The organism is Spongiibacter marinus (assembly GCF_016906995.1).
Classification (GTDB): Bacteria; Pseudomonadota; Gammaproteobacteria; order Pseudomonadales; family Spongiibacteraceae; genus Spongiibacter; species Spongiibacter marinus.
The window spans coordinates 244,382-257,884 of the sequence record NZ_JAFBBD010000005.1; the positions used below are offsets into that span (position 1 = coordinate 244,382).

Annotated in this window: 16 protein-coding genes; 6 read left to right on the plus strand and 10 right to left on the minus strand. The window is 56.4% G+C overall.

Translation table 11 applies throughout. From position 1 onward, the window contains the following. The first annotated feature begins 43 nt into the window (after window positions 1–43). Entirely contained in the window at window positions 44–895 is an 852-nt protein-coding gene (locus tag HNR64_RS09550) for a LysR family transcriptional regulator (RefSeq protein WP_204996261.1), read from the plus strand. A 35-nt stretch (window positions 896–930) separates the two neighbouring features. Here the strand turns inward: HNR64_RS09550 and dsbG are convergent, their stop codons facing one another. The 3 genes from dsbG to HNR64_RS09565 all read right to left on the minus strand — a co-directional run bounded on the left by dsbG (window position 931) and on the right by HNR64_RS09565 (window position 2,666). Beyond that, window positions 931–1,710, minus strand: coding sequence for a thiol:disulfide interchange protein DsbG (dsbG, locus tag HNR64_RS09555; RefSeq protein WP_204996262.1), 780 nt, complete (start codon window positions 1,708–1,710; stop codon window positions 931–933). Window positions 1,711–1,779: 69 nt separating this feature from the next. Continuing rightward, window positions 1,780–2,373: an RNA polymerase sigma factor gene (locus HNR64_RS09560; RefSeq protein WP_204996263.1), complete on the minus strand. Its 594-nt coding sequence runs from the start codon at window positions 2,371–2,373 to the stop codon at window positions 1,780–1,782. Further along, window positions 2,370–2,666 carry a glutaredoxin family protein gene (locus tag HNR64_RS09565; RefSeq protein WP_204996264.1) on the minus strand — a complete coding sequence of 99 codons (297 nt, stop codon included), beginning with the start codon at window positions 2,664–2,666 and terminating at the stop codon, window positions 2,370–2,372. Before HNR64_RS09565 ends, HNR64_RS09560 begins: the two co-directional genes overlap by 4 nt. A gap of 321 nt (window positions 2,667–2,987) precedes the next feature. On the opposite strand from HNR64_RS09565, the gene HNR64_RS09570 reads away from it, so the two are divergent. Then, window positions 2,988–4,226, plus strand: coding sequence for a sensor domain-containing phosphodiesterase (locus tag HNR64_RS09570; RefSeq protein ID WP_338061845.1), 1,239 nt, complete (start codon window positions 2,988–2,990; stop codon window positions 4,224–4,226). A gap of 55 nt (window positions 4,227–4,281) precedes the next feature. On the opposite strand, the gene HNR64_RS09575 is transcribed toward HNR64_RS09570, so the two are convergent. The 3 genes from HNR64_RS09575 to HNR64_RS09585 all read right to left on the minus strand — a co-directional run bounded on the left by HNR64_RS09575 (window position 4,282) and on the right by HNR64_RS09585 (window position 5,974). Continuing rightward, window positions 4,282–4,467, minus strand: coding sequence for a DUF6435 family protein (locus HNR64_RS09575; RefSeq protein WP_204996266.1), 186 nt, complete (start codon window positions 4,465–4,467; stop codon window positions 4,282–4,284). Between the two features lie 158 nt (window positions 4,468–4,625). Then, window positions 4,626–5,528 (minus strand): NAD-dependent epimerase/dehydratase family protein, encoded by a 903-nt coding sequence (locus tag HNR64_RS09580; RefSeq protein ID WP_204996267.1) that lies wholly within the window; start codon window positions 5,526–5,528, stop codon window positions 4,626–4,628. A gap of 35 nt (window positions 5,529–5,563) precedes the next feature. Continuing rightward, window positions 5,564–5,974, minus strand: coding sequence for a nuclear transport factor 2 family protein (locus tag HNR64_RS09585; protein ID WP_204996268.1), 411 nt, complete (start codon window positions 5,972–5,974; stop codon window positions 5,564–5,566). Window positions 5,975–6,074: 100 nt separating this feature from the next. On the opposite strand from HNR64_RS09585, the gene HNR64_RS09590 reads away from it, so the two are divergent. Both HNR64_RS09590 and HNR64_RS09595 read left to right on the plus strand, forming a co-directional pair. Continuing rightward, complete coding sequence (locus tag HNR64_RS09590; RefSeq protein ID WP_204996269.1) at window positions 6,075–6,932, plus strand: LysR family transcriptional regulator; 858 nt, start codon at window positions 6,075–6,077, stop codon at window positions 6,930–6,932. Between the two features lie 148 nt (window positions 6,933–7,080). Continuing rightward, window positions 7,081–7,545, plus strand: a complete 465-nt coding sequence (locus HNR64_RS09595) for a DUF4442 domain-containing protein (protein ID WP_204996270.1) — start codon at window positions 7,081–7,083, stop codon at window positions 7,543–7,545. A gap of 26 nt (window positions 7,546–7,571) precedes the next feature. Here HNR64_RS09595 and HNR64_RS09600 read toward each other — a convergent pair whose 3' ends face one another. The 4 genes from HNR64_RS09600 to HNR64_RS09615 form a co-directional block, all read right to left on the minus strand. Then, the gene (locus HNR64_RS09600) at window positions 7,572–7,874 is read right to left on the minus strand and encodes a hypothetical protein (RefSeq protein WP_239547750.1); all 303 of its coding nucleotides are present in this window, start codon (window positions 7,872–7,874) and stop codon (window positions 7,572–7,574) included. A 196-nt stretch (window positions 7,875–8,070) separates the two neighbouring features. After that, window positions 8,071–8,370, minus strand: coding sequence for a ComEA family DNA-binding protein (locus tag HNR64_RS09605; RefSeq protein WP_204996271.1), 300 nt, complete (start codon window positions 8,368–8,370; stop codon window positions 8,071–8,073). Window positions 8,371–8,480: 110 nt separating this feature from the next. Then, the gene (locus HNR64_RS09610) at window positions 8,481–10,376 is read right to left on the minus strand and encodes an N-acyl-D-amino-acid deacylase family protein (RefSeq protein WP_204996272.1); all 1,896 of its coding nucleotides are present in this window, start codon (window positions 10,374–10,376) and stop codon (window positions 8,481–8,483) included. 21 nt (window positions 10,377–10,397) lie between these two features. Next, window positions 10,398–10,988: a TetR/AcrR family transcriptional regulator gene (locus HNR64_RS09615; RefSeq protein WP_204996273.1), complete on the minus strand. Its 591-nt coding sequence runs from the start codon at window positions 10,986–10,988 to the stop codon at window positions 10,398–10,400. 120 nt (window positions 10,989–11,108) lie between these two features. Between HNR64_RS09615 and HNR64_RS09620 the strand changes: the two genes are divergently transcribed. Together HNR64_RS09620 and HNR64_RS09625 are read left to right on the plus strand one after the other, a co-directional pair. Beyond that, complete coding sequence (locus HNR64_RS09620) at window positions 11,109–12,023, plus strand: alpha/beta fold hydrolase (RefSeq protein WP_204996274.1); 915 nt, start codon at window positions 11,109–11,111, stop codon at window positions 12,021–12,023. A 186-nt stretch (window positions 12,024–12,209) separates the two neighbouring features. Further along, window positions 12,210–13,430: an argininosuccinate synthase gene (locus HNR64_RS09625; RefSeq protein ID WP_204996275.1), complete on the plus strand. Its 1,221-nt coding sequence runs from the start codon at window positions 12,210–12,212 to the stop codon at window positions 13,428–13,430. Window positions 13,431–13,503: the final 73 nt, after the last annotated feature.

Consider the following 13,503-nt stretch of genomic DNA (forward strand, 5'->3'; position numbering starts at 1 on the left):
AACTCATCTAAAGTCTCAGTGCTTACTGTTGGGGAGGTGGACGTTGCAAGTATCGTTGCAGGCACTTAAAGCGTTTGAATCTGCTGCCCGTTTGGGCAGTTTTAAGTTGGCCGCTGAGGAGCTGTCGCTAACGCCAACGGCGATCTCCCACCACATCAGTAATTTGGAGGGGCGCTTGTCGGTCAGTTTATTTCATCGCCATGGCAGGCGGATTGCGTTAACCGGAACAGGGGCGCGCCTGGCAAAGGCAACCTCGGAGGGGTTCCGTAAAATTGATAACGCCCTGGATGAGGTGATGAGGGCGGGCACAGCGGTGCGGGTGTCCACGACCTCGTCGTTGGCGGCGATGGCGCTGATTCCCGCTCAGCACGAATTTGAACAGGCGAACCCGGGTATCTCTCTGGAAATATCGACAGGCGAATCAGTGGATAGCCAATCTTACATTTTACCTGTTCGCTATGGCGATGCCGCGAGAGTTGAGCCCTCGGATATCATTCGACACGAGTCATTCAATGTCTTTGGCGCTCCCGGAATGGCGGCTCCTGGCAGCTGGAACGAGGGAATTACCCTGTTTACCACGCAGTGGAAAAACACTGCCTTGCCGGAGCCGCCACTCACCGCTTGGCTGGAGGAGAATAGGCTGCAGGGTGCAAAACTTAACTGCGTTCCCTTTGACCAGGAGTTATTCGGGATTCAGCAGGCAATGGCCGGGCGCGGGCTGGTGTTCTGTTCGACAACGCTCGCTAAGCGCTTGGTGGATGCCAAGCTGCTGCAAAGCTGTGACACGCGAGAGGTGGCATCGAGCCTGTGTTACTACGTGCCGAATAAAAACAGCTTTGAAACGCGCGGCGCCGTGCGCTTTTTGGAGTGGGTGGACGCGCTGTTGAATGGGTAGGCCGCGCGCTATCCCCTCTAGCAACCCATAAAACGTTAAGGCTGGGTTATCCCCTCCATCATCAGGTTTAGCGTGTGCGCTGGCGGCATGCCCAAGTGCTTTCGTAGCCGACCCTCGGCATCTTTGTAGTAGATGGCTGGCGTTGCCGGTACGCCAAGTTTTTGCATTAGTTGGTTGTTGGCCCGCACCTGTGGTTCGCCGCGTATGCGAGCGCTTTCCTGCACGGCAATGCCGCCGTGTTTATGTTGCGCCACGTTTTGCATATACGCGGTGTGCGGATTGGCAGCGCCCAGAATTGTCGCGGCTTTGGGCAGGCTGCTGGGCGTGAGCACGCCGACCAGAATGTGCCTGAGTTGAACCTGTCCCCACTGAACCCAGGGGCTAGCGGCTTCGCGGAAGGCTTGGCAGTAGGGGCAGTTGGGGTCGTAAAAGGCGTAGATAATCGTCGCTGCGCTGTTATCGCCGTCGGCGACCCAGTGGCTCGATGCAAGCTCGGCCCAGGTTTGGCTAGCCATAGCGGGGTAGTACAAGGCATCGATTTTCTCAGCGGAGAGATTGTTGCCGTTTTGGTCGATATGGGTGCCGACAAAGGCGTGCTGCTGACCTTTGCTCACATAGACGGTGATCGGCTTGCCTTGCGATTCCAGAATGTAGCCGCGCATGTCGGGCGTGGCGTCGAAGTCGGCAACTACGCTTAGGCCACGATCCAGTATGTGCTGAATGATTTGCGGGTACTCTCCAGCAAGGGTGATGTGTGATGTGAGCAGTAGCGCGCTGCCAAGGGGAATGGATAGGCGCTTGAGCAAGTGTTTCATAGCGTTGTGAACCAGAGGGTAGTGGAATTAGGGTCGCTGGATTTGTGCGACGTGGTGATGAGCGCGCCGCTAGCGGCAGGGCGAGAGTTGGTTTCGCGCTCGGTGAAGCATCACGCGCATATTGGCGTGAGAGAGTGCCAGGATCTCTGAGATTTGTTTGCCATCGATCGCGCTGGTGGCGCGGAGGTAAAGCGCGTTAGCCTGGGCGCGGTTCATGCGCCGCATTTTTGTATCCACCTTGTGCAATGTGCGGGCGGTATCCAGGGCGAGTTCAGGGTCGCTCAGCGCATCGTCAGGGTGACTGTGATGACTCTGGTCGACCAAGGCCGACCAGCGGACCGCCGACACGGTAATTTCTCTCCGGTGTTTTCGGCGTGCGGTGAGGGCCACGTTAATGGTAATTCGACACAGCCAGGTTTTCAGCGTTGAGCGACCCTCGAACTGATGCATTCGCTCTAGCGCGGCAACCCATGCACTCTGGGCGGCATCCTCGGCAAGGCTGTGCTCCACATATTGGCGGGCGATGCCGACCATGGTGGGGTGGTAGTCGCGGTAGGCACTGGCATAGGCCTTTCTGTCGCCGCGCTTTAGGCGCTCGGCAAGGGCCCGGTCGTGCTGCCAGTTATGCGGGGCGTGCTGTGTTTGCGGCGTGGAGAGGCTCATCGTTTTCCCCCTTTCTTTGCTCTGTGAGCGGTGGCGTGACGGCTGAGAAAATTGACGATGTCTTGAGACTCATACAGCCATTTCACTTGGCCACCCGTCTCGATTTTCAGGCAGGGAACCTGCGTTTTGCCGCCGCCCTGACGAAGCTCTCGGCGATAACCTGGGTTAATGGCAATATCCCGTTGCGCCACGTCTAGCTTCAAGCTTTTGATCGCCGCGCGGGTATAGGCACAAAAGGGACATGCCGGGTAGTGATAGAGCGAAAGTCTGGTTTGAGTACTGTCGGTATTCATCGGCGGGGCCTCCCTGAAACATGGCGTTATCTTGGCGCAGGGGGCGGCCGTGAATTTGGCCGAACATCCGGAATTTTGGTCATATTGTGTAAGCGGGTGCGGCGCAGCCTCGCTTGTCCATTTTCTTGCGAATGACATTGGCGCTATATGGGGTTTGACTCGCCCGCGAGGCGGCCGCGATCAACGCGTTTTCCGGTGCCGCGCTTCCGCTGAGGGGAGTCCGTTAGCGTTTGAATTTATCTGCTGCCCGGAGTTGTGAGTCTCGACGGGGGCGTCTACTCTTTTACCTTATTGATGTATTCGACGCGCAGGGCACGTTAGGTGAATAAAGAAGATGCGGGTTTAGAGTCAGTTCTTCTAACAGAACAATGCGATGAGGGGCTTTACGACAGGCTGCAACAACTACTCTCAATCCTCCGGAGGCACCTCGATATGGATGTGGCCTTTATCTCGGAGTTTATCGATGAGCAGCGCGTTTTCCGGTTTGTTGACGCTAAGGGCAGTGAACCTCCACTGTCCGTTGGTGGCTCAGATCCCTTAGAAGATACCTATTGCAAACGAATTGCTGACAACAAGCTTGAAAATATCATTCACGACACGTCCTGTAATACGGTGACCCGAGAGCTGGCCGTGACCGAGGCGCTGTCTATTGGCTCCTATATGGGGGTGCCAATTGTATTGTCGACAGGTGATGTTTACGGAACCTTCTGCTGTTACAAAAACGTCGCCGATGAGACCTTGAATCGCCGAGACCTGCGGTTTTTAAGTGCCATTTCCGAGATTGCCGGTGACCTCATTGAGCGGAATATTACGGCTGAAAATAACAAGACTGAAGCGATGCGACGGGTTCAGTCGGTATTGGCCGAGGAGCAGTTGGATATCTATTATCAGCCGATTATTAATTTGCAGGAAAATTGCGTTGTCGGTTTCGAGTCGCTGTCTAGATTTTCGCCGTTGCCGTACCGGCCGCCCGATATTTGGTTTGCGGAGGCATCACAGGTCGATTTGGGCGAAGAGCTCGAAATGATGGCGATTCGAAAAGCGGTAAGCGCGCTAAGTCGTTTCAGAGAAGATATTTATATCTCCATCAATGCATCACCTGATCACGTGTCGAGCGGTGCGGTCCGCAAGGCGCTGTTGGGAGTTGATGCGCGGCGCGTTGTTTTGGAGGTTACCGAGCACGCGCCTGTCAGCGACTACACGGAGCTTGCGGCCGCCACAGAAGTATTGCGCGAGATGGGCGTTCGTGTCGCTATCGACGACGCGGGTGCAGGATATGCCAGTTTTCAGCATGTTCTGGAGCTAGGTGCCGATATTATAAAGCTCGACATCAGTCTGACGCATGATATTCACTGCAAGCCCAGAAAGCTGGCCTTGGCCAAGGCGCTCTGCGCATTTGCAAGCTCGGTTGGTTGCTCAATTATTGCCGAGGGTATTGAGTCGTCTGAGGATTTAGAGGTGTTAAGGGCGTTAGGCGTGGACAAGGCGCAAGGTTACCACCTCTCTCATCCGCTACCGATACACGAGGCCATTTCGATGCGACAGTTGCCGGGTAATTAGCCGATTCAACTGTGGGGGCTCCGCCCTGACATTGGATGTTGGCAGAGCGCCTCAATCAGCGTGAGGGCTCCTTAGCTTCCTTCAGTTTTTGCATCTCGTCTGCCAGCTGCTCGGCTTCGGCGGTGATCATCGAATACGCTTTAATATCGCCATTGCGCTGCGCCTGCATCGCTTTTTCCAGTTTGGCCAGATACGCCTTGTTGAGCTTGGCGACGGGGTCTTTTTTGAAGAGCGAAAACATGGTGTGGTCCTTGTAGACGTGTCTTCCTTCTACGGTGGCCGGTCGGTACTGGTTGTGATGCATGGCGCGGAAGGCGCCGCCCGCTTACCAAACGCCATTGGTGACACAGTGAGCAGGCCGCCAGCCACGCTCGCTGACGGCCTATTGCGTAATAGCGATCACTTCCCGCCGTAGGCGTTTATCAGCGTGTTGATCGTCGCTTTGATCTGATGGCGGTCGTAGCCCAGCTCGTCAACGGCTTCCGGCTCATAGCTAACCGTCGCACCGGCGCCGGCAAACATAATCACATTTGGCAGAAGGGGGTGGTCGTCCTCCCTGACCTCGAGTGTTTGCGGGTTGCCCGCGGCTTCGAACCAGAGCTCGAGGTACTCCTTCCAACTGTAATTTTCATCGCCCAGTAAATAGGCCCGGCCCGATTCGCCGTGATCCAAGGCCGCCAGCGTCGCCTGGGCCACCGAGTGAGAGCTAATGTGGTTTGTGCCGCCCTTGGGGGCAAACACCGGCAGCTCTAAGGCGCCGCTGGCGTAGGCCACCAGCGCACCAATATGGGGGATATCCAGCCCCGGTATGTGGCCCATAACAAAGGGTAAATTCAGGCTGCATACGGTGAAGCTGTCGCTGCTCATTGCGCGCACCGCCTCATCGGTATTGCTGCGCGACGTCACATAGGGGCACTCGCCAATACGATGCGCCGCTACCTGCGGGTAGAAGGTGCCAATGTATACCGCGCGGCGCACACCGGCCTCGCGAGCGGCGGCAAAAAAACGCGGTACCGCGCTGTCGTTCACTTCCCGGTAGAAGTCTTCCGGCGTGACGCTGCCATCCATCGGCAGTTGTCGGATATCAGCTGCGGCCGCGAAAACCAACGCATCAAAGCCTTTTAGGCGACCGTCGCCCATGTCGTCGTTGACATAGTCTCCCTGCAAAAAAGGCAGGGCCGCCAGCGCCGGTGCTGTTGGCTTGTTGCGCGCCATAATAGTTGCGTTATGACCGTGTGATTTCAGATAGAGGGCCGCGTCGCCGCCAATCAAGCCGGAGCCACCGACAACAAGTACGTTCATAGTTATGCTCTCGTTATTGTGCGTGTAAATGGAATTTAGCTATCGAGCGGGTGATCGCTGGTCCACACCACGGTCACGTCCCGGCGGGCGTATCGGTAAGCCCCTTCGGCGTAGACCACCTGTTCCTGGTAGCGAATCCCCATGTCCAGTTTTCGTCCCTGACCGGCCTTTTCGTAGATATGGGAGGCAATGCAGTAGGTTTCGCCTTCGTAGCAGTCGCCTTGCCACTCGCCCAGCTGATTGCCAACCAAATGAAAGGTCGCACTATAGTTATCGGCGAGTAGATTCAGCATGCCGACAAAGGCATCGGCACTCTCACAAAGCCACTCTGGGCCGCGCTGGGTAAAGTCGTCGACGAGTAGCTCGCGCATGGCGTCGAACGTTCGGTTGTCGACAATCTGCGCATAGCGAAGCGCCAGGGCCTGAGCATCTTGCACGCTGTGCATACATCAACCTCCAGAATTGATGGAATCGCTACAGTCTACGAAAGACTGCGCTGTTATAGTTAGTTCAATGAAATAACAATTATTGTGAGAAAATGTACAGATGGACTGGGATGATATTCGCTACTTCACCGTGCTCGCGCGCAGCGGCTCGCTCAGCAGTGCGGCGCGCAAACTGGGTGTGACCCATGTCACCGTGGCTCGCCGCATCGACCGCTTGGAAACGCGGCGCAAGGTAAAGCTCTTTGACCGCCGCCAGAGTGGTTACCGCCTGACTATTGCCGGCGAACGCCTGATGAGCGACGCCGAAGCGGTGGAAGAGCGCTGTATTAATTTCGAGCGGAAAATGCGCGGCCAATCCGATGTGCTGGCCGGTCCCTTAACGCTGTCGATTCCCGAGACCACATTGATCGATCTGTCGGCGCCGTTAGCTGATTTTATGCGGCGATACCCTGATATCGAGCTCACTGTGTTTGCCACTTCTGCGCAACACAACCTGAACCAGTCTCAGGCAGATATTCTTATCCGCATCACCGACCACCCGCCGGAGTTGTTGGTTGGGCGAAAACTGACGGATATTTCCCTGTTTGCCTATGGCACACGGGAGTATCTGGAGAGCATCGACGGTGAGTTGAATGAGGCTTCTTGGGGCATTTGGCAGGCGGCCTTTGACAGCAATCACGGCGATCGCTACTTCCGCAATATGGTCGACGACCCGCAAATCACCTTGCGTACCAATAGCAACAGCCAGTTGGTGGCGATGGTTCGGCAGGGTGTTTTGCTCGGCTTAATGACGGCGCCCATCGCCGCGCGCTACCCTGAGCTTCTGCCCGCCTGCGATGAGCCATTGGTGACCACCGAGCTGTGGTTGCTAACTCATACTGATTTGCGTGACTCACGCCGGGTACGCTGTTTTATGGATTTTATGTCGGAAACTGCCCTGCGCCCCTGGATACGATGAATGCCTTTTCCCCGCCCTGACGCTAAATGCGTAAACGGCCGGCGGCGCTATCACGCCATTAATAAATCGGTTAGTGTGCGTTGCTCGGTACGCGGCTGGCGGGTAATACACACCTCTGCCGTTTTTTACAGACAGTAAGGTAGACGATATGAAGTTGTCCCCGCGGCTATTTAAATTGATGCTTAATTGTTATCCGCCCTACATCGGCGCTGGGGTAAAGGTGGACTACGTCAGTCAGGATTGGCAGCAGTTGCAGGTCTCTATGCCGTTGCGTTGGTATAACCGCAACGCGGTGGGCACGCATTTTGGCGGCAGCCTGTATTCGATGGTTGACCCCCACATTATGCTGCTGCTCATGCAGATTTTCGGCAAAGACTATTTGATATGGGATAAATCTGCAGATATCGAATTTATCAAACCGGGGCAGTCCAAAGTCACGGCGGTGATGACCATTTCAGATGAAGATATCCAGAATATTCGCGATAACACTGCAAACGGCGACAAGTACTTTGCCCATTTCACCGTAGACATTGTTGATGCCTCCGAGCAACTTGTGTCGCGGGTGCGCAAGGTGATTTACATCAGAAAAAAGCCGCAGGCTCGCGCTAAGTAAAGCCTGAATAGGGCCGCTGCCCTGTTTTAGTGGCTTTCCGTATCCAACGCTAGCTCCACCCAGCCCCTGATGGCCTCGATGTACACAAAACTCGCATTCAATGCGCTGACCTCGCGCACATCGCCGTGGCGGGGTGGGTCGTAGCTTTCCAGGCCTTCCAGGGCGAGGCTACTGGCCATGCTGGGTTTGCTGGTGAGGGCAGCGGGGGTGGTGTCGAGGTGAAGTTCCTGCGCGCTCCATATTTCGCCCTGCCGCTCAACGGGCTTGTTGGCATGTTGGTCGGCGAGAACGAATACGGCGGCCGTGCCAGCCATTTTTTTGTAGTGCATGGTGCTACCCATTGAAGTCAATCAAAAACTAACACTACGGGGCCGCAGCCGAGGCTGCGCTGACCTGGATCAAGCGCTTTTCACAAACTGGCTCTGATCAGTTTGTGAGGGGGATGGCTTTGCAGAGGGGAGTGGCTTTGCAGAGGGGAGAGGGCAAAGGAGCAGGGCACTGGCAGCGCTGCCAGTGCCAACGGCCTTACTTGCTTGCGGTGGTGTTTCGCGCCTCCAGTTCAATGATTGCGAGGTTATCCTTCAACACTTTTTTGCCAACACCGGGCACGTCCAGCAGGGCTTCGCGGTCTTGGAATGGGCCGTGTTTTTCCCGGTAACGCACAATGGCTTGTGCGCGTTTTGGGCCCACGCCCTTTAGCTCCGTGAGCTCGGCAGCCGTGGCTGTGTTGATATTCAGTGCGCTGGCTGGGGCCGAAAAGGTCAGCGCCAGTACAAAGAACATACTGATAAGTGTAGCGAGTTGCGGCAGTGAATAGCTCATCATCCAAATCCTTCTTGTTGATGAAATAGAGGTGTGCGGTCCATGCACAATTTGAGTGTAGCACAGCATCTTAGGCGCGCTTGCCCGGTGCTAACATGCTGTGCCAGAAGGGCTTAATGCGCCCGGCGACGCAGTAGCCGGCCAAACTTTTGCTTGCCCAGCTGCGGCGAAAACTGCTGGTCGCGCCATGCACTTTGGCCGCCAATAAACACCTGTGTTACCACGCCGTCGGAGCGATTGACCAATTGCTCGTGCCTGAATTCCTCGCGGTAGCGCCGCTCTACATTGGCTTGGCCCTCGTAATTGGCAAGTTGCTTTGGGTCAACCAAAATTAGGTCGGCGGTATCGCCAACATCAATGCTGCCACCGTCGACGCCGAATACGTTCGCAGCGTCGCAGGTCAGGCGTTTCACCATGTAGCTCACGTCCTTGTCGCCGCCTTCGGCCGCCAGCTTTAAACAGCGTAGGTTTACATCGTAAAAGGCCATGTTGGTGAGGTGGGCGCCGCTGTCGTTAAAACCGGGCAACAGAAGCGGGTTCATAATCAGCTCGCGGACCTTTTGCGGGTTTCTATTTGCGGTGATCGTGCTCCACGATAGCGCGGTGTCAAAGCTGCGCAGCAATTGCAGCATAAAGTCGGCTTCGTCGTTGATTACGGTGAAGTCGCGTTCGACGAGCTGCCGCTCTTCTTCGCCGAGGTCTTGCGGTGGCCGCTGCTGCAATATTGCCAGTACGCGCTCATACACGGTTTGCAGGTCTTTGCCCTGCCAGTTTTCGATGGGGCAGCGCTCGACGGTCATATCGGCAAGGGTGCGATTGAAGGCGTAGTCTTCGAGCTTGAGTTTGCGCTTCAGGCGCGCCAGCCCCCAGCCCTGTTTACCGCTCATCCACATGCGCTTAAAGGCGCGAATATAGTCCGGGTCATTGAGGATGGCGAGGCGCGCAGCGCGGTCTTCTAAGTCGGTTTCATTGAGCGCGCGCAGTTCGGGAATTTCCTCTGATAGTGGCGTAATGACGCCGTCGGCCCAGGTTTTGAACGCGGCGCCGAGGGCCTGCATGTGGAAGTTGCCTTTCAGCCAGCGGCTGTTGAGCATTCGAGCCAAAAACAGGGCCAGGCGAACGATCTTCTTGTTGTTGGCGATATCCAGTGCGGCGACCACGGTGGTGGTGAGAGGGCGGCCGTGTAAGCGGCCGCTGGTGAGCAGAAACGTTTTCAGTGTGCCTAGAGCACTGTCTTTAGGCGGTGTTGCCTGCCAGATGCCGCCGGCGTCACGCACCACTTGGGTGAGCGCTTTTAGCTCGCCATATTTGGCAAATTGTGTGGGGATGGTTTTGTGGCAGTTGGGTTGGTTCGCCAGATAGTGAAAGGGCAGGGCGTCGGTGGAAAGGCCGACGTAGCCGTCGGCGAGTGCGCCTTTCAGTGTACGTTGCATGGCACTGAGCTCGGCCTGGCTGGGGTCGCGACTAATGCTGTCATTAAAGCCCATCGCATCAATGCGCAGCATGGAGTGGGGCAGCAGGGTGACCACATTCGGGCCTAGTGCGAGGCCATCGAGATGGTTCAGGTATTCGGCCGGTGTCTGCCAGGAGACTTTCTCGGCGCAGTCTCGCAGTACGCCCTTGGGAATATTCTCGACGCGGGCATAGCAGTCAACGATGGGGTCGGCGCCGTTTTCGCGTTGCGCGCCGAAAGCCAGCCCCAGGCTGCAGTTGGCGATCACCACTGTGGTAGTGCCGTGGCGGGTGGACTCGGGCAGTCCCGGTGCGACCTCCAATTCCAGGTCATAGTGGGTGTGAATATCAAAGAGTCCGGGCATGGCCCACAGGCCCTTAGCGTCGATGACTTCGGTGTTTGGCCCGGGTACAAGCGCGGGGCCGCGGGCGACAATGCGGCCGTTGCCGATGGCAATGTCTTCGATAACCGGGTCATGGCCACGGTTAAACACCTTGGCCTGTTTAATCAGGGTATCTATGTCGGTTGGGGCGATGCTGCTGTGTTGGTTTGTCATTATTGTTATTCCCGTTTTGGTTTAGCTTGGGTGGTGTAAATAGCTGGCGAGCATTCGGGCTGCCTGCTGAATAACCGCGTCTTTGTCCTGTTTTATTTCGCTGTGAAATACATGGCGATGAACCACGCCTTCGGCCATTGCAAAGAGGTTGTAGGCCACGAGGTCGGCATTGGGCAGCTTGAGCGCGTGGACAAACTGCACCACGTGCTGCTGCAGTTTGGCTTCGCCGCGGTTGAGAATGTCGGCGAGCGTGCCGTCGACGTTGCGGCGGTGCTCGAAGATCTGGTGGAGCTCGGGCTTCTGTTCGTGGAAGTCGTAGATAAAGCGCAGGCTGTTTTCCAGGCGCGCCTCGATGTCTGTCGTGGGCGGGCTGCTCTGGTGATCATCGAGGGTGTGCTCGAGCTCGAAAAACCACTGCTCCGCCAGCGTGTGCAGCATGTCGTCTTTGTTGTCGAAATACTGATAGAAGGTTCCCGTCGCAACCTCGGCATGCTCAGCAACAATTTTTGCCGTACAACCCTCGTAACCCAGTTTGGCAAAGCAGTGCTCAGCGGCGCTAATCAGTGCATTGCGTTTGGCGAGTGCGCGCTGTTGTGTGGGCAGGGCTTTCATGAGTGGTTAGTGAGCCTTGTGTTGTTGTGGTGGCTAAAGGCAGTTCAGTGTAAATTGAACTAGACGTCAAGTTCGGATTTAGCTACGGTGATTGCAACAACAATAAAAAGGGGCGAAATAATGGCTGCCGCTAACGATAAAACACTGTGGAATGAGGCCAACAAACAGCTTTGGCGAGAACAAGGGCGGATGCTGACCGTGCTGGGCCACCGTCTGTTCGTGCGCGATGACGGCGCGGCAGATCAACCGACAATACTTCTGATTCACGGCTTTCCCACATCCAGTTGGGACTGGCAGGGTTTATGGGAAGGGCTGCGCCCGGACTACCGCCTGATTACTTTGGATATGCTCGGGTTTGGCTTTTCGGATAAGCCCAAGCGCCGCGACTACAGCATCCATTTGCAGGCTGATCTGGTGGAGGCCGTGCTCAGCGAGTTGGGTGTGCAGCGCTATCACGTGCTGGCCCACGATTACGGTGACACCGTCGCGCAGGAGCTACTAGCCCGTCAGCAGGAGGGCGGCGTCGGGCAGTGGTTGTCAGGCTGTTTTTTAAACGGCGGCTTGTTCCCGGAAACCCACCGCGCCTTGTTAACGCAGAAATTATTGCTGTCGCCGATTGGGCCGCTGCTGAATCGCCTGTCGGGCTTTGCCCAATTTCGCAAGAATTTCAGCCGGGTATTCGGCCCGGATACTCAGCCCAGCGACACGGAGTTAAACGCCTTTTGGTCGTTGATCAACGAAAATGATGGCAAGCATATCTTCCATAACCTGATCACCTATATGCGAGACCGAAAGCAACACCGGCAGCGTTGGCTGGAGCCATTGCAGCGCGCGGAGCTGCCGCTGGCGCTGATTAATGGCTCGGTTGATCCGGTTTCCGGCGACCACATGGTGCAGCGCTACCAGCAGCTTGAGTGCCGCCTGGACTTTCTTGCGCGCCTGCCGCGCATCGGCCACTACCCGCAGGTGGAAGCCCCCAATGAGGTGCTGACGGCGTACAAAAACTTCCTGGCCACGGTGTCAGCGGAAGACTAGCGCCAGTAGAAGGCGGTGCGGCTTTCGTTAAATTTCGGTTCGCGGCGCTGAGGCGGGGGCATTTATTGCGATGATTCCTGCCCCAGCGGGCCTGCGGCATGGCACCAGCGGCCAAAGAGCGTTAAAATGGCGGCCTTTTTCCCACCCTGCGGCCCAGGTGCCTGCAGGCGTTTTTCGGAGTGTGTTATGTCGGATATCAACAAGGTGGTACTGGCCTATTCTGGCGGCCTGGACACCTCGGTCATTGTTAGATGGCTTCAGGAAACCTATGACTGCGAAGTGGTGACTTTTACTGCTGACATCGGTCAGGGCGAAGAGGTTGAGCCAGCCCGCGCCAAGGCTGAGGCGCTGGGTGTGAAAGAAATCTACATCGATGATCTGCGCGAAGAATACGTGCGCGACTTTGTGTTTCCGATGTTCCGCGCCAATGCCATTTATGAAGGCGAGTACCTGCTGGGCACCTCCATTGCCCGCCCGCTGATCGCCAAGCGCCTGATCGAGATCGCTAATGAAACCGGCGCCGATGCCATTTCGCACGGTGCCACAGGTAAGGGGAATGACCAGGTACGCTTCGAGCTGGGGGCGTACTCACTGAAGCCGGGTATTCAGGTGATTGCTCCCTGGCGCGAGTGGGATCTGACCTCTCGCGAAACGCTGATGGCCTATTGCGAGACCCACAATATCCCGGTGGATTTCTCCAGCAAAAAGAAGAAGTCGCCCTATTCTATGGACGCCAACCTGCTGCATATCTCCTACGAAGGCGGCAAGCTGGAAGACCCTTACTGGGAGCCTGAAGAAGACATGTGGCGCTGGAGCGTTAGCCCAGAGGCGGCGCCCGACAAGCCAACCTATATCGAGATCGGCTACCAAAACGGCGACCCGGTTACGCTGAACGGCGAAGCACTGAGCCCTGCGACCATGCTTGAGACCTTGAACAAGCTTGGCGGCGCCAACGGTATTGGTCGTCTGGACTTGGTTGAAAACCGCTACGTGGGTATGAAGTCGCGCGGCTGTTACGAAACACCGGGTGGCACCATCATGCTCAAGGCCCACCGCGCTATCGAATCAATCACGCTGGACCGCGAAGCGGCCCACCTGAAAGATGAGCTGATGCCGCGCTACGCCAAGCTGGTTTACAACGGGTACTGGTTTAGCCCCGAGCGCCGGATGCTGCAAACCGCCATTGATGAGTCGCAGGGCTTTGTGAATGGCACCGTGCGTCTGAAACTCTACAAAGGCAATGTGGTCGTAGTAGGTCGCAAGTCAGACAACTCCTTGTTCGACGAAGCGATTGCCACCTTTGAAGATGATGCTGGCGCCTATGATCAAAAAGACGCCGAAGGCTTTATCAAGCTCAATGCACTGCGCTTGCGCATCGCGGCGAACAAAGGCCGCTCGCAACTGTAAGGCAGGGCGAGGATGAGTAAGGGGGCTGCGCAGGCCCCCTTTTGCTGTGCGTGGCAGTGACTTAACAACAATA

Bases quoted from the DNA above. Each gene is read 5' to 3' on its own strand.
- HNR64_RS09595 (WP_204996270.1), top strand. From the start codon at position 7,081: ATGAAGTTGTCCCCGCGGCTATTTAAATTGATGCTTAATTGTTATCCG.
- HNR64_RS09620 (WP_204996274.1), top strand. From the start codon at position 11,109: ATGGCTGCCGCTAACGATAAAACACTGTGGAATGAGGCCAACAAACAG.
- HNR64_RS09585 (WP_204996268.1), bottom strand. From the start codon at position 5,974: ATGCACAGCGTGCAAGATGCTCAGGCCCTGGCGCTTCGCTATGCGCAG.
- HNR64_RS09605 (WP_204996271.1), bottom strand. From the start codon at position 8,370: ATGATGAGCTATTCACTGCCGCAACTCGCTACACTTATCAGTATGTTC.
- HNR64_RS09615 (WP_204996273.1), bottom strand. From the start codon at position 10,988: ATGAAAGCCCTGCCCACACAACAGCGCGCACTCGCCAAACGCAATGCA.
- HNR64_RS09560 (WP_204996263.1), bottom strand. From the start codon at position 2,373: ATGAGCCTCTCCACGCCGCAAACACAGCACGCCCCGCATAACTGGCAG.
- HNR64_RS09575 (WP_204996266.1), bottom strand. From the start codon at position 4,467: ATGTTTTCGCTCTTCAAAAAAGACCCCGTCGCCAAGCTCAACAAGGCG.
- HNR64_RS09625 (WP_204996275.1), top strand. From the start codon at position 12,210: ATGTCGGATATCAACAAGGTGGTACTGGCCTATTCTGGCGGCCTGGAC.
- HNR64_RS09600 (WP_239547750.1), bottom strand. From the start codon at position 7,874: ATGCACTACAAAAAAATGGCTGGCACGGCCGCCGTATTCGTTCTCGCC.
- dsbG (WP_204996262.1), bottom strand. From the start codon at position 1,710: ATGAAACACTTGCTCAAGCGCCTATCCATTCCCCTTGGCAGCGCGCTA.
- HNR64_RS09580 (WP_204996267.1), bottom strand. From the start codon at position 5,528: ATGAACGTACTTGTTGTCGGTGGCTCCGGCTTGATTGGCGGCGACGCG.
- HNR64_RS09590 (WP_204996269.1), top strand. From the start codon at position 6,075: ATGGACTGGGATGATATTCGCTACTTCACCGTGCTCGCGCGCAGCGGC.
- HNR64_RS09565 (WP_204996264.1), bottom strand. From the start codon at position 2,666: ATGAATACCGACAGTACTCAAACCAGACTTTCGCTCTATCACTACCCG.
- HNR64_RS09610 (WP_204996272.1), bottom strand. From the start codon at position 10,376: ATGACAAACCAACACAGCAGCATCGCCCCAACCGACATAGATACCCTG.